This window comes from Comamonas badia DSM 17552, from assembly GCF_000484635.1.
Lineage (GTDB): Bacteria > Pseudomonadota > Gammaproteobacteria > Burkholderiales > Burkholderiaceae_C > Comamonas_C > Comamonas_C badia.
Genome location: NZ_AXVM01000001.1, coordinates 815,136 through 828,952 on the forward strand (window position 1 = coordinate 815,136; position 13,817 = coordinate 828,952).

The following is a 13,817-nucleotide window of genomic DNA, read 5'->3' on the forward strand; positions in this document are numbered from 1 at the left end:
CGACGTGTCAAGCAATATAATGCCTGAATCAGGGATTTCCCTAGCTTCCGACGCGCCTGAAACACCCCATTCGGGCGCAAAGCGGGCCTCAGCCGCCACCAAGTTCGCCAAAGAAGGCGATCTTTTTCTGGCGCAACTGGGCGAGCGTGTGCGCACCCTGCGCTCGCGCCGCGGTTTCACGCGCAAGGCCGTGGCGCATCTGGCCGGCGTCAGCGAGCGCCATCTGGCCAACCTGGAGTACGGCCAGGGCAACGCCTCCATCTTGATCCTGCTGCTGATCTCGCGGGCGCTGCAGTGCTCGATGGCCGAACTGCTGGGCGACGTCACCACCAGCAGCCCCGAATGGCTGCTCATCCGCGAAATGCTGGCGGGCCGCAACGAGGCCAGCCTGTACAAGGCGCGCGTCGCCATCGGCGACCTGCTGGGCACCGGCGGCGCCCAGGGCGAAGGCACACGCCCGCGTAGCTGCCTGATCGCACTGATCGGCCTGCGCGGCGCCGGCAAGAGCACGCTGGGCGGCCTGCTGGCGCAGGATCTCGGCTTCCCGATGATTGAATTGAGCCGCGAAATCGAGAAATTCGCCGGTTGCAGCGTCAGCGAAATCCAGGGGCTCTACGGCCAGGCGGCCTACCGGCGCTATGAGCGCCGGGCGCTGGAAGAGGCCATCCAGATCTACCCCGAGGCGGTGATCGCCACGCCCGGCGGCATCGTCTCCGATCCCGCCACCTTCAATCTGCTGCTGGCGCACTGCACCACCATCTGGCTCAAGGCCACGCCCGAAGACCACATGCGCCGCGTGGCAGAGCAAGGCGACATGCGCCCGATGGACGCCAGCCATGAAGCCATGGCCGACCTGCGCTCCATTCTGGCGGGGCGCTCGGCCTTCTATGCCAAGGCGGAATGGCAGCTGGACACCAGCGCTCAGGCGCAAGAGGAAACCTTCCTTTTGCTGCGCGAAAAAGTGCGCACCTTGCTCCAGCCAATACAGGCAACATAATGCATTAACTTGATATGTATAAAAATGCATTGGATTGCATATTTCGCTTGACATCTGCTGAAATATGCAAAATAATGCGCTTCATCGCCCCTGATGAATCCCCACCTTCCGGAGACCGCCGTGACGCAGAACCCCACTTCCCGAGTTGAATACCAGACCCACCCCACCCAGTACAAGCACTGGAAGCTCAGCTTTGATGGCGCCGTCGCCACGCTGTCGGCCGATTTCGCCGAAGACGGCGGCCTGCGGCCCGGCTACAAGCTCAAGCTCAACAGCTACGACCTGGGTGTGGATATCGAGCTCAATGACGCGCTCAATCGCATCCGCTTCGAACACCCCGAGGTGCGCACCGTGGTGGTCACCAGCCTCAAGGACAAAGTGTTCTGCTCCGGCGCCAACATCTTCATGCTGGGGCTATCCAGCCATGCCTGGAAGGTCAATTTCTGCAAATTCACCAACGAAACGCGCAACGGCATGGAAGATTCTTCGCGCCACAGCGGGCTCAAATTCCTCGCCGCAGTCAACGGCGCCTGTGCCGGCGGCGGCTATGAGCTCGCCCTGTCGTGCGACGAAATCCTGCTGGTCGATGACCGCTCCAGCAGCGTCAGCCTGCCCGAGGTGCCACTGCTGGGCGTGCTGCCCGGCACCGGCGGCCTGACCCGCGTGACCGACAAACGCCACGTGCGCCACGACCTGGCCGACATCTTCTGCACCACCAGCGAAGGCGTGCGCGGGCAGAAGGCCGTCGATTGGCGCCTGGTGGACGCCATCGCCAAGCCGGCACAGTTTGCCGCCAAGGTTCAGGAGCGCGCCCAGGCGCTGGCGGCGCAGAGTGACCGCCCGGCGGGTGCCAAGGGTGTCGAACTCACGCCCCTGAGCCGCAGCATCGAAGCCGATGCACTGCGCTACAGCCAGGTAACGGTGACGATAGACCGCGCCAGCCGCGTGGCGACCTTGACCGTGAAAGCGCCAGAAGGTGCGCAACCGCAGGACGTGGCGGGCATTGAAGCCGCAGGTGCCAACTGGTATCCACTCACCCTGGCGCGCGAACTGGACGATGCCATCCTGCAGATGCGCACCAACGAGCCCACCATAGGCACCTGGCTGATCAAGACCAGTGGCAGCCTGGAGGCCGTCGCCGCGATGGACAAGACGCTGCTGGCGCACAAGGACCACTGGCTGGTGCGCGAGACGCTGGGCCTGCTGCGCCGCGTGTTCAGCCGCCTGGATGTGTCCTCGCGCAGCCTGTTCGCGCTGGTCGAGGAAGGCTCGTGCTTTGGCGGCAGCTTCCTCGAACTCGCCCTGGCCTGCGACCGCATCTACCACCTGGCGCTGCCGGATGCTCCGGGGAAGGCACCGAAAATCAGCGTCGGCGAGCTCAATTTCGGCCAATACCCGATGGCCACCGACCAGAGCCGCCTGGCCCGACGCTTCTACGACGAAACCGCGCCGCTGCAAGCCGTGCGCGCGCGCATAGCCGAGCCGCTGGATGCCGATGCCGCGCTGGCGCTGGGCCTGGTCACCAGCGCACCTGACGATATCGACTGGGCCGATGAAACCCGCATCGCCATCGAAGAGCGCGTCGCCATGAGCCCCGATGCCCTGACCGGCATGGAAGCCAATCTGCGCTTCAACGGCACGGAGAACATGGTCACCCGCATCTTCGGGCGCCTGACAGCCTGGCAGAACTGGATCTTCCAGCGCCCCAACGCCGTCGGCGAGAAGGGTGCGCTCAAGGTCTACGGCAAGGGCGACAAGGCCGCCTTCGACTGGAACCGCGTCTGATTCAGGGGAGGTTTGGTGCCCGGCGTTGAGCGTTTGGCGTGAACCTCCCTTTTCGCAATAAACGCTCAACGTCCGAACCGCAACCCCCACCCTTCCAAGGAGCCTCCATGAGCATCGACTACAGCCAGAAGATCCCCAACAATGTCAACCTCAACGAAGACCGCACGCTGCAGCGCGCGCTCGAGGCCTGGCAGCCCAACTTCCTCTCGTGGTGGGGCGACATGGGGCCGGACGGCTCGCACGGCTTTGACGTCTACCTGCGCACCGCCACCAGCGTCGATCCGCAGGGCTGGGCGCACTTTGATTACGTCAAGATGCCCGACTACCGCTGGGGCATCTTCCTGAACCCGGCCGAGCAGGAGCGCAAGATCCACTTCGGCGACCACCTGGGCGAAGCCGCCTGGCAGGACGTGCCTGGCGAGCACCGCGCCAACCTGCGCCGCATCATCGTGACGCAAGGCGACACCGAGCCCGCCAGCGTTGAACAGCAGCGCCACCTGGGCCTGACGGCGCCCAGCATGTACGACCTGCGCAACCTGTTCCAGGTCAACGTCGAAGAAGGCCGCCACCTGTGGGCCATGGTCTACCTGCTGCACAAGTACTTTGGGCGCGACGGCCGTGAGGAAGGCGAGGCGCTGCTGGAGCGCCGCAGCGGCCATGAAGACAACCCGCGCATCCTGCAGGCCTTCAACGAGAAGACGCCCGATTGGCTCAGCTTCTTCATGTTCACCTACTTCACCGACCGCGACGGCAAGTTCCAGCTCTGCGCGCTGGCCGAATCGGGCTTTGACCCGCTGGCGCGCACCACCAAGTTCATGCTGACCGAGGAAGCGCACCACATGTTCGTCGGCGAGCAGGGCGTGAGCCGTGTCGTGCAGCGCACCTGCCAGGTGATGAACGAACTCAAGACCGACGACGTGAAGACGCTGCGCAACGCCGGCGTGATCGACCTGCCCACCATCCAGCGCTACCTGAACTTCCACTTCAGCGTCACCATCGACCTGTTCGGCGCCGACGAATCGAGCAATGCCGCGATCTTTTATTCGACCGGCCTCAAAGGCCGCTTCGAGGAAGGCAAGCGCACCGACGACCATGTCCTCAAGGACCAGAGCTACAAGATCCTCAACGTGGTCGACGGCCAGCTCGTCGAAAAGGAGGCCCCGATGCTCAACGCGCTCAACGAAGTGCTGCGCGACGACTACATCAAGGACTCGGTCGCTGGCGTGAGCCGCTGGAACCGCGTCATCGAGAAGGCTGGCATCCCCTTCAAGCTGACCGTGCCGCACAAGGCCTTCAATCGCAAGATCGGCGCGTTGGCCGGACTGCATGTGAGCCCAGAGGGCAAGGTCATCAGCGAAGCCGAGTGGAACGCCCACGTGCGCGAGTGGCTGCCCTCGGCGGAAGACCGTGCTTACGTCACCGGCCTGATGGGCCGCGTCGTGGAACCGGGTAAATTCGCCAATTGGATCGCACCGCCGGCGATCGGCATCAACCGCCAGCCAGTCGATTTCGAATACGTGCGCTTCAACTGAAATTCGGTATGAATAATGGCTGCAGCGCTTGATACTCAAGCGCTAGCAGCTATTATTTTTTCAAGGAGATTCCCATGGACATGGCAGACAGCAAGCTCATCGAGCAGCACCTGATAGATGCCGAAATCTGCATCCGCTGCGGCGCCTGCGAGGCCGCATGCCCGATCGACGCCATTACACACGACGACCGCAATTACGTGGTCGACGTCAACAAGTGCGAGCACTGCCGTGCCTGCGTGCCTGTCTGCCCCACGGGCGCCATCGACAACTGGTTCACCGTGCCGCGCTCCACCGCCTACAGCCTGGAAGAGCAGTTCAGCTGGGACGCGCTGCCTGCACGCCTCTCGGCCGCGCAGCTCGCCGAGTTCGGCCCGGCCGACGATGCGCAAGAAGCGCCACTGGCGCAGGAAGCCGCACCCGCTGCTGCCGCGGCCGACCCCGCTGGTGAAAAACCCTTCGACCCCGAAGAATTCAACGCCCCGCTGCCCCCATGGTCTGCGGCGCATGCCTACAGCAATCTCTACGGCCCGCGCGCGGCGCAAAAGACCATCACCGCCACGGTGACCGGCACGCTGCGCGTGACCGAAGTCGGCAAGGAATACGACACGCACCACATCGTGCTGGACTTTGGCGCCATGCCCTTCCCGGTGCTGGAGGGCCAATCCATCGCCGTGCTGCCGCCGGGCCTGGACGCACGCGGCAAGCCCCATGTGCCGCGCCAGTACAGCATCGCCAGCCCGAGAAACGGCGAGCGCCCGGGCTACAACAACCTGAGCCTGACCATCAAGCGCGTGCTGGAAGACTATGACGGCAACCCGGTGCGCGGCGTGGCCAGCAACTACATGTGCGACCTCAAGGTGGGCGACAAGGTTGAGGTCATCGGGCCATTCGGCACCAGCTTTCTCATGCCCAACCACCCGCGCAGCCATGTCGTGATGATCTGCACCGGCACCGGCAGCGCCCCCATGCGCGCGATGACCGAATGGCGCAGGCGCCTGCGCGGCAGCGGCAAGTTCGAGGGCGGCAAGCTGATGCTGTTCTTCGGCGCCCGCACCAAAGAGGAACTGCCCTACTTCGGCCCTTTGCTAAGCCTGCCCAAGGACTTCATCGACATCAACTTCGCCTTCAGCCGCACGCCCGGCGCGCCGAAGAAATACGTGCAGGACGCGCTGCGCGAGCGCGCCGCCGACCTGGTGCCGCTGCTGACCGATCCACACGCCTATTTCTACATTTGCGGCCTGCGCGCGATGGAAGAAGGCGTGATGCTCACGCTGCGCGATATCGCCGTGCAGGCCGGGCTGGAGTGGAACGAGGTCGGCAACGCGCTCAAGCGCGATGGCCGTCTGCACCTGGAAACCTACTGACATGGATACGCTGCAGATCACCCGCCCCGCCCCCGGCGTGGCCCAGGTGCTGATGAACCGCCCAGCGGTCTTCAACGCATTTGGCGAAGCCATGATTGGCGAGCTCGATGCAGCCTTTGCCCAACTCGCGCAGGACACTGCCGTGCGCGTCGTCGTACTTGCCGGCAGTGGCAAACACTTCAGCGCCGGCGCGGATCTGCAGTGGATGCAGCGCGCCTCCCAGGCCGGGCACGACTGGAACCTGCAGGACGCCCGCCGCTTTGCCGCCATGCTCGCCCGCATAGAGCAAAGCCCCAAGCCCACCATCGCGCGCATCCAGGGTGCGGCACTCGGCGGTGGCGTGGGCCTGGCTTGCGTCTGCGACATTGCGATCGCCGCCGACAACGCCAGCTTTGCCGTGAGCGAGGCCAAGTTCGGCATCATCCCCTCGGTCATCGGCCCCTATCTGCTCAACGCCGTCGGGCGGCGGCAGGCGCGGCGCCTGGCGCTGAGCACCACGCGCATCAAGGCCGGCGAGGCGCTCGCCATCGGCATGGTGCAGCAGGTGGTGGCGCTCGATGCGCTCGATGCGGCCGTGCAGCAGGCCGTGGCGGATCTGCTCATCGGCGGCCCGCAGGCCCAGGTGGAAATCAAGCGGCTGTACGATCAGCTCCCCGGCGGACCGGTGACGGCCGAAGCACGCGAACTGACGGCGCAGACCATCGCCCGCGTGCGCGGCACCGACGAGGCACGCGAAGGCTTTGCCGCCTTCCTCGCCAAGCGCGCCGCCTCCTGGAATCCACACCACACACCACAATGACCACCAGCAAGCAAGACATCCTTCTGATCGGCGTCGGCGTCATGGGCCAGGGCATCGCCCAGGTCGCGGCGCAGGCAGGGCACCGCGTGTTCCTCTTTGACACCTTCGAGGGCGCCGCCGTCAAGGCGCGCGAGAAAATCGCCGCCACCTTCACCAGGCTGATCGAAAAAGCCAGGCTCACGCAGCAGGACGCCGACGCGACGCTGGCGCGCCTGGTGCCCATCCAGACCCTCGCCGAAGGCAAGACCGCTCTGCTCGCGATCGAGGCGGTCATCGAGCGCCTGGACGTCAAGCACTCTTTGTTCCAGCAGCTCGAAGACCTGCTGCCCGAAGGCGCCATCCTGGCCACCAACACCTCGTCGATCAGCGTGACCGCCATCGGCGCGGGCCTCAAACGCCCCGAGCGGCTCGTCGGCATGCACTTCTTCAACCCGGCGCCGTTGATGAAACTGGTCGAAGTGGTGCACGGCCTGCGCACCGACAAGGGCGTGGCGAGCGAGGTGGAAGCGCTCTCGCGCGCCTGGGGCAAGACGCCGGTGCACACGCGCAGCACGCCGGGCTTCATCGTCAACCGCATCGCCCGCCCCTACTACGCCGAGGCGCTGATGCTGCTGCAGGAGCAGGCGCTGGCGCCCGAGGCGCTCGATGCGCTGCTGCGCGCCGCGGGCTTTCGCATGGGCCCCTGCGAGCTGATGGACCTGATCGGGCTGGACACCAACTACGCCGTCACCAAAACCGTGTTCGAGGCCAACTTTCAAGACCGGCGCTTCACCCCCAGCCTGGTGCAGCGCGAGCTGGTCGAAGGCGGCCTGTTCGGGCGCAAGAACGGCCGCGGCTTCTACACCTATCCCGAAGGCGCGCCGGCGCTGGCGCCCTGCCCCGCCACGCCGCCCGCCGCCGGCAGCCAGCTCGTGGTGCACGGCAGCGGCGCGGTGGCCGATGCGCTGGCCGCGGCCGCCAAGGGCTTCACCGTCTCGCGCGTACCCACCAGCAATTGGGCCGGCCTGCAGATCGGCAGCCTGCAACTGCGCCAGACCGATGGCCGCGCCGCCTGGCAGGTCGCACGCGCCGAAGGCCTTGCCCAGCTGGCGGTATTCGACGAACTGCCCGCGGTCGCGGGCGGCGCCATCGCCTTCGCCACCGCAGGCAGCGCCCAAGCCGCAGCGGTCGCCGGGGTACTGCAGGCGCTGGGCTGGCAGCCGGTGGCCATGCAGGACGCGCCCGGCCTCGTCGTCGCCCGCACGCTGGCCATGCTGGTCAACGAAGCTGCCGACGCCGTGCAGCAGGGCGTGTGCAGCCCCGAAGGCGCCGACGCCGCGATGAAGCTGGGCGTGAACTACCCCGCCGGCCCATTCGAATGGCTCAAGCGGCTGGGGCGCACCCGCGCCATCGCCCTCATCGAGGCGCTGGACGCCTGCTACCGCGGCGAGCGCTACCGCGTCAGCCCCTGGCTGCAACGCGCCACCGGAGCCTGATCGCCATGCAATACGCTGAATACCAGGTGGGCGCGGTGCTGCACGCCGGCCCCTACACCGTCACCGAGCCGGAAATCCTCGCCTTCGCCAGACAGTGGGACCCGCAGTGGTTCCACACCCAGCCCGAAGCCGCCAAAACCGGGCCCTTCGAAGGCCTGATCGCCAGCGGCTGGCATACCTGCAGCATCGCCATGCGCCTGGCGGTGGACGCCTTCCTGGGCGACTCCGAATCCTACGTTTCCCCCGGCCTGGACAACATCCGCTGGCTGCACCCGGTGCGCCCCGGCGACACGCTGCGCCTGGCCATCACCGTGGTGGAAAAGCGCACCACCAAAGCCGGCCTGGGCCTGCTGCGCTGGGACTGGGAGATGGCCAACCAGAAGGGCGATCTGGTGCTGGAGATCAAGGCGGCGAACCTGTTCAAGATTTGAGCAATCGCTGAACCGCCCCCCGGCTCCAGGCCCAGAGCCTGTTCAAGGTCTTTTCAGAGCGCCTTGAGCCTCGCCCCTATCTTGGCCCGCAAAGCGCCATCGGTCACGACCCGTGACGCAGACTCCAGCGCCTTCCGCGCCTCGTCCTTGCTGTGGCCGGCCAGATACAGGTCGCCCAGTTTGAGCCATGCACCGGCCGCGCCGTTGGCGTCGCCATTCGCTTCCTGAGTCCGCGCCAGGGTATCGAGCACGGTGGTGTTGTCCGGCGCCGATTGCTCTGCCCGGCGCGCCAGCGAGAGCGCCTCGGGTTTCTTTCCCTCATTCAAGCGCAGCAAAGCCAGGTTATTCAGGCTCTGCCAATGCGACGGCGCCTCCTTGATTGCCTGCTCGTAGCGCCTGGCGGCAGACGCCTTGTCCCCCGAGCCCTCTTCAAGCATGCCGACCATGAACGCCGCGTCCGCATCGCCGGGCGCCAGCTCCAGCCGCTTGCGCGCCTGCTCCAGGGCGCCCCGCGTGTCTCCCAGGCGCAGCAACACCATGGTCATGTTGGCGCGCAGCACCGGGCTGTTGGGCGTTTTCTCGATGGCGCGCCCAAAGACATCGCGGGCTTTGTCATACAGGCCCATGCTCGCATAAAGCTGCCCCGCTTTTCCAAGCGTTTCGGTGTCGGGCTGGCGCTGCGGCTGCACCCATTGATCAAGCCGCGCCTGCGCCGCCTTGCCCGAGCCGGCAACGGCCTCGCTGGCTGCAAGCTCAAGTTGCGGCGCCGGGTCCTTCGGCGCCAGCCTGGCGGCTTGCGTCAGCGTCTTGATGGATGCGTCCAGGCGGTCCAGAGCGCGGTAGGCGCGCCCCTGGCCCACAAGCGCCGGCACATCCTTCGCAAGCCCTTTCGTTGCCAGCACCGCCTTGAACCGGTCGGCGGCCCTGGTGGCGTTCCCCGTTGCCAGCCAGGCATCGCCAAGCACCATGAGGGCCGCGGGGGGAACCGGCTTCGCGTCATTGGCCGCCTTGTCCCAATAGCCCAGCAGCTTCAACGCCTGCTCCGGCTGCCCGTCACGCACATACAGGCGCGCCAGATCGACCCGCAGCCCGGCGACCGTCTCGGGCATCCCGGCAATACCTTTCTTGAGATGCTCGATGGCAGGCTTGAGCGCGCCCTGTTCCGCCAGATACAGGCCGATGCGCTGGTTCACCAGTCTGTCATCCGGGGCGGATTTGAGCGCCTCTTGGTAAAACGAGATCGCCTTGTCCGGTTGCCCCATGGCGGTCGCGATGTCTCCCAGCTTGGTCCAGGCGGTGTACTGGCCGGGATTGAGCTTGATGGATTGCTGCAGCGCCTCGATGGCCTGCGGCACCTTGTCCTGCAGCGCCAGCGCCACGCCCAGAACCTCCTGAGCCGCCGCCGAGCCGGGGGACTCCTTGATCACCTTGCGCGCCACTTTTTCGGCATCGGCCGGCTTGCCCGCCTGGATCAAGCGGAGCGCATCGTCCAGCGGGCCCGGCTGGGCTGCCGGCTTTTTCGTACCCACCACGCCGCCGGTCAAGTCAAGGGATACCGCTTGTGCCTGCGGCGCAAGCAAAAACAAGGGCACGGCCAGTATCAAAGCCGGGAGCACGCGCGATGGCAGCATGAAGACCTCTCAGGGTGGGTTCACAGTCAAGACAGACCGCAAAAAACAATGGGGCGGCAAAAGCCGCCCCATTGTGCTTCAGAGACGGGGTCTGATCAGCTGCGGCGGCGGCGGCGCAGGAAGGAGCCGCTCACACCCAGCGCGCCCAGCAGCATGGGCAGGGCGCCCGGCAGCGGCACCGAGGAGACGGGCGCTGCGGTTACCGTAATCTGGTCTGTCTCAAGCGCCACGCGGCCGCCATCGACGAAGGCGCCGACGCCGAAATCCCAGGTGCCGGCGGCCAGGCCCGTGAAGGTCACGTCAAAGGTGAAGGTGCGGTCTTCGGAGCGATCATAGGACCCGGCGTAGGAGATCGGGTTGAAGCTCACACCCACCCCGCCGGAAGAACCGACCAGACCCAGGGAAACGTTGGAGTAGCTGGCAAACGCAGCTCCTATCGCATCCTCGATCAGCTGAGCGATGTCCGTACCACCGCCAATAAGGTTGAACGAGCCTCCCGTAGCATTGGCAATTGCCGTTGCCTGGCCTGCGGCGCAATCCGATCCGCCGCAACTATTGTTCATGCCATTGGTGCCGACCACGATGACTTTGACGTTGTTGCCGTCCAGCGCCGTGATGGTGTCGCTCAGCGTCGGGTAGGCGCCGCCCTCATGCCCAGGGGCATCGCCGAACTGGACGATGAAGCGGTTGGAACCTTCACGCCAGTCCGCGGCCTGAGCCTGCTCCTTAAGTGCGATCAAATTGGCTTCAGGCGCGTCATACCCGCCAGAGGCACCCCAAGTATTGATGCCTGCCTGTACCGATGCAGTATCGGACGTCAGCGTCTGATTGACCTTGGTGGTGTAACCATCAGTCCTGTCCTTGTATTCGCTAGCGCCGAATTGAGCATCCCCCAACCCGGAGAGGTTGTTCATGATGGTGGTGGCGTTATTTCTCACAGTGGAGATGATGCTGCCCATCGATCCAGTGGTGTCGGCGATGAACTTCACGTCCAACAGCGCCGAGGTGGGGCTCCCCTTGGAGATGACGACGGTCTTGGTGATCGTGACGGACTCTCCGATCCCCAATGTCGCCGAATAGGTTTCTGGCGAAATGGAATCGGCCATGGCCATGCTGCTGGCCAGCGCAAAGCCGGCCGCCACGCCCAGCATACGAATAGCATTTTTCATGGGAACCCTCTCTGTTGATAGACGGTCGCAATGGTGACAAAACAGTTCCATCGGCTCAATAGGCCTATCGGACTAATGCGCTGGCAGGGAAGGGGCAAGCGGCAAGGAATATTTCAAATGTATCTGCCTCATTGTTTTTTCATAACCAAACAACCTGCTATACATTCATTGACGCAACCCCCCGTTCAAGAGGCTCCCGTGTCGATCCCATCCCTTCTGAAATCCACCGTGGCGGCGCTGGCGTTCGTGGCCAGCGGCACGCTTTTCGCCCAGGGCGCGCCCATCGATGCCGCGGCGTTCGACGCGCTGGTCGCGCAAGGCCCCGTGGCCGATGCGGCCACCATCGCAGCCAGCACCTGGGCCAGCAAGATCAGGCAGGCCGGCGTGCTGCGCCTGGGCGGCACGCGAACCTCCAACCTGTTTTCGCTGCTGAACGAGAAGGACGGCAGGATGCGCGGCTTTGATGCGGGCCTGGCCGACCTCATCGCCCGCTACATCCTGGGCGATGGAGCAAAAATCCAATTCACGCAGGTGAATTCTTCCACCCGCGAGCCCATCCTCATCAACGACCAGGTGGACATGGTGATCGCCACCTACTCCATCACCCCGGCGCGCGCCGAGAAGATTGCGTTTGCCGGCCCCTACTACACCTCGCAGGCCGGGGTGCTGGTGAAGGCCGGCAACAAGACCATCCAGTCCTACGGCGACCTGGCCGGCAAGAAGGTGGCCACGCAGGCGGGCTCCACCGGGCCGGCGATCCTGGCGCAGTTCGCACCCAAGGCGGTGGTGCAGGAATTCCAGACCCACCAGGAAGCGCTGGACGCGCTGCGCCAGGGCCGCGTGCAGGCTTACGTGACCGACTACACGCTGCTGCTCACCGCCCTGAGCCTGGGCCATGGCGACGCGAAGCTGGCCGGCGCGCCATTTGGCGCGCCAGACCCCTACGGCATCGGCCTGCCCAAGGGCTCGGACGGCGTGGCCTTCCTCAACGGCTTCTTGAAGCAGCTGGCGGCCGACGGCACCTGGGCCAGGCTGTGGACGGTTGCCATCGGCGAGCGCACCGGCAGCACGGCGGTGCCGGCGCCGCCCGCCGTGCCCTGATCCATGGGAGAGCTCTCCGGGCTGCTGGCCGACTACGGGCCGGCCTTCGTGCAGGCCCTTCTGCTCACCTGGAAACTCACCGTGCTGTCCTTCGTGCCCGGCTTTCTGCTGGGCATGCTCGTCACCGTGCTGCGGCTGCTGCCGCTGCCCCCGCTGCGCACCGCGTTGACGGCCTACGTCGAGATTTTCCGCAACATTCCCGGCGTGGCGCTGCTGATCTTCATCGTGTTCGCGCTGCCCGATCTGGAGCTGGTGATCGACTACGAGCCCAGCGTGATCCTGACCCTCGCGCTGGTCTGCTCGGCCTTCACGGCCGACTACCTGCGCGCGGGCATCAACACCGTCGCCAGCGGCCAGATCGAGGCCGCGCTCAGCCTGGGCATGCGGCCGCTGCAGGTCATCACGGCGGTGATCCTGCCGCAGGCGCTGCGCGCCATGGTGCAGCCCATGACCTCGCTGCTGATCGCGCTGATGCTCTCCACCTCGCTGGCGTCGCAGGTGCCGTTTCCGGGCCGGGAGCTCACGGCGCTGGTCTCCAGGATCGCCACCGATTCGGCCGCCGGCATCGCCGCCTTCGCGCTGGCCGCGGCGCTGTACGTGGCAACCGGCCTGCTCATCGCGTGGGCGGGCGCCGCGCTTGAAAAGAAACTGCGCATCCTGCGATGAGCCGCCCGCTGGAAGACCTCCTCTTCGGCGCGCCCAGCCCCCGGGCGCGGGCCGTTCAACGGGCAATGGGTGCCCTCGCCGCGCTCGCCCTGCTGGCACTGGCCGCGGCCATCGTGCTGCGGTTTCACGCAGCGGGGCAGCTGGATGCCCGCTTCTGGCGATTCTTCGCCTGGCCCACCACCTGGTCCTTCCTGGCCCAGGGTCTGCTGGGCACCATGGCTTGCGCCGCCATGGCCGCCGTCATCGCGCTGGCTCTGGGGCTGGCGCTGATGCTCGGGCGCGTGGCGCGGCCACGGCTGCTGCGCTGGCCCAGCGTGGCGGTGATTGAGTTTCTGCGCGGCACGCCCACGCTGCTGCTCATCTATGTGTGCTTTCTCGTGCTGCCGCAGCTCGGCATCAAGCTCGGCACCTACTGGATGCTGACGCTGCCCATCGCCTTGAGCACCGCCGCCGTGGTGGCCGAGGTCTACCGCGCGGGCGTGCTGGCCGTGCCGCGCGGCCAGGGCGATGCGGCGCGAAGCCTGGGGATGCGCGAGGCACAGGTGTTCTTTTGCATCGTCTTCCCCCAGGCGCTGCGCACCATCATCCCGGCACTGGTCGCGCAACTGGTCATCGTGGTGAAGGACACCACCTTCGGCTACGTCGTCACCTACGGCGAACTGATGCAGAACGCCAAGGTGCTGATCGCCAACTACCACGCGCTGGTGCCGGTGTACCTGGTGGTGGCGCTGCTGTACTGCGGGGTGAATTACGCGATCTCCAGGGCCAGCCGGCGGCTGGGCGGGCCGGTGGGCGCCGCGCTACAAGGGACATCCGCTGCCTGATTTCCAGCAGCGCCCGGTGCCATGCGCACATGCCTGGCAGGGC

The 13,817-nt window shown here is 65.9% G+C and carries 12 protein-coding genes; 10 read left to right on the forward strand and 2 right to left on the reverse strand.

The genetic code is table 11. From position 1 onward, the window contains the following. Positions 1–19: 19 nt before the first annotated feature. The 7 genes from K320_RS0103860 (at position 20) to K320_RS0103890 (ending at position 8,383) form a co-directional block, all read left to right on the forward strand. Positions 20–997 (forward strand): helix-turn-helix transcriptional regulator, encoded by a 978-nt coding sequence (locus tag K320_RS0103860; protein ID WP_084301153.1) that lies wholly within the window; start codon positions 20–22, stop codon positions 995–997. A 93-nt stretch (positions 998–1,090) separates the two neighbouring features. Further along, positions 1,091–2,782 (forward strand): 2,3-epoxybenzoyl-CoA dihydrolase, encoded by a 1,692-nt coding sequence (gene boxC / locus K320_RS0103865; protein ID WP_051384822.1) that lies wholly within the window; start codon positions 1,091–1,093, stop codon positions 2,780–2,782. Between the two features lie 107 nt (positions 2,783–2,889). Further along, positions 2,890–4,314: a benzoyl-CoA 2,3-epoxidase subunit BoxB gene (gene boxB, locus K320_RS0103870; RefSeq protein WP_024537564.1), complete on the forward strand. Its 1,425-nt coding sequence runs from the start codon at positions 2,890–2,892 to the stop codon at positions 4,312–4,314. 74 nt (positions 4,315–4,388) lie between these two features. Next, positions 4,389–5,678 (forward strand): benzoyl-CoA 2,3-epoxidase subunit BoxA, encoded by a 1,290-nt coding sequence (gene boxA, locus K320_RS0103875; protein WP_024537565.1) that lies wholly within the window; start codon positions 4,389–4,391, stop codon positions 5,676–5,678. A 1-nt stretch (position 5,679) separates the two neighbouring features. Continuing rightward, positions 5,680–6,477 carry an enoyl-CoA hydratase-related protein gene (locus tag K320_RS0103880; protein ID WP_024537566.1) on the forward strand — a complete coding sequence of 266 codons (798 nt, stop codon included), beginning with the start codon at positions 5,680–5,682 and terminating at the stop codon, positions 6,475–6,477. Continuing rightward, on the forward strand, positions 6,474–7,952 hold the full coding sequence (locus tag K320_RS0103885) for a 3-hydroxyacyl-CoA dehydrogenase (RefSeq protein ID WP_029695783.1): 1,479 nt from the start codon (positions 6,474–6,476) through the stop codon (positions 7,950–7,952). The genes K320_RS0103880 and K320_RS0103885 overlap by 4 nt, the downstream gene beginning before the upstream one ends. Before the next feature lie 5 nt (positions 7,953–7,957). Beyond that, positions 7,958–8,383: a MaoC family dehydratase gene (locus tag K320_RS0103890; protein WP_029695784.1), complete on the forward strand. Its 426-nt coding sequence runs from the start codon at positions 7,958–7,960 to the stop codon at positions 8,381–8,383. Between the two features lie 53 nt (positions 8,384–8,436). Here the strand turns inward: K320_RS0103890 and K320_RS0103895 are convergent, their stop codons facing one another. Both K320_RS0103895 and K320_RS18330 read right to left on the reverse strand, forming a co-directional pair. Further along, complete coding sequence (locus K320_RS0103895) at positions 8,437–10,014, reverse strand: tetratricopeptide repeat protein (protein ID WP_024537568.1); 1,578 nt, start codon at positions 10,012–10,014, stop codon at positions 8,437–8,439. Positions 10,015–10,109: 95 nt separating this feature from the next. After that, positions 10,110–11,183, reverse strand: a complete 1,074-nt coding sequence (locus K320_RS18330) for a PEP-CTERM sorting domain-containing protein (protein WP_156913802.1) — start codon at positions 11,181–11,183, stop codon at positions 10,110–10,112. A 198-nt stretch (positions 11,184–11,381) separates the two neighbouring features. On the opposite strand from K320_RS18330, the gene K320_RS0103905 reads away from it, so the two are divergent. Genes K320_RS0103905 through K320_RS0103915 form a run of 3 tightly spaced genes read left to right on the forward strand, consistent with a single transcriptional unit; the run spans position 11,382 to position 13,774 of the window. Next, the gene (locus K320_RS0103905) at positions 11,382–12,284 is read left to right on the forward strand and encodes a glutamate ABC transporter substrate-binding protein (protein WP_024537570.1); all 903 of its coding nucleotides are present in this window, start codon (positions 11,382–11,384) and stop codon (positions 12,282–12,284) included. A gap of 3 nt (positions 12,285–12,287) precedes the next feature. Then, complete coding sequence (locus K320_RS0103910) at positions 12,288–12,950, forward strand: amino acid ABC transporter permease (RefSeq protein WP_024537571.1); 663 nt, start codon at positions 12,288–12,290, stop codon at positions 12,948–12,950. Next, positions 12,947–13,774, forward strand: coding sequence for an amino acid ABC transporter permease (locus K320_RS0103915; protein WP_024537572.1), 828 nt, complete (start codon positions 12,947–12,949; stop codon positions 13,772–13,774). Before K320_RS0103910 ends, K320_RS0103915 begins: the two co-directional genes overlap by 4 nt. The last annotated feature ends 43 nt before the right edge of the window (positions 13,775–13,817 follow it).

Excerpts from the sequence above, each read along its gene's own strand:
- K320_RS0103885 (WP_029695783.1), top strand. The coding sequence starts at position 6,474 with ATGACCACCAGCAAGCAAGACATCCTTCTGATCGGCGTCGGCGTCATG.
- K320_RS0103915 (WP_024537572.1), top strand. The coding sequence starts at position 12,947 with ATGAGCCGCCCGCTGGAAGACCTCCTCTTCGGCGCGCCCAGCCCCCGG.
- K320_RS0103910 (WP_024537571.1), top strand. The coding sequence starts at position 12,288 with ATGGGAGAGCTCTCCGGGCTGCTGGCCGACTACGGGCCGGCCTTCGTG.
- K320_RS0103890 (WP_029695784.1), top strand. The coding sequence starts at position 7,958 with ATGCAATACGCTGAATACCAGGTGGGCGCGGTGCTGCACGCCGGCCCC.
- K320_RS0103860 (WP_084301153.1), top strand. The coding sequence starts at position 20 with ATGCCTGAATCAGGGATTTCCCTAGCTTCCGACGCGCCTGAAACACCC.
- boxC (WP_051384822.1), top strand. The coding sequence starts at position 1,091 with ATGAATCCCCACCTTCCGGAGACCGCCGTGACGCAGAACCCCACTTCC.
- K320_RS0103880 (WP_024537566.1), top strand. The coding sequence starts at position 5,680 with ATGGATACGCTGCAGATCACCCGCCCCGCCCCCGGCGTGGCCCAGGTG.
- K320_RS0103895 (WP_024537568.1), bottom strand. The coding sequence starts at position 10,014 with ATGCTGCCATCGCGCGTGCTCCCGGCTTTGATACTGGCCGTGCCCTTG.
- boxA (WP_024537565.1), top strand. The coding sequence starts at position 4,389 with ATGGACATGGCAGACAGCAAGCTCATCGAGCAGCACCTGATAGATGCC.
- boxB (WP_024537564.1), top strand. The coding sequence starts at position 2,890 with ATGAGCATCGACTACAGCCAGAAGATCCCCAACAATGTCAACCTCAAC.
- K320_RS18330 (WP_156913802.1), bottom strand. The coding sequence starts at position 11,183 with ATGAAAAATGCTATTCGTATGCTGGGCGTGGCGGCCGGCTTTGCGCTG.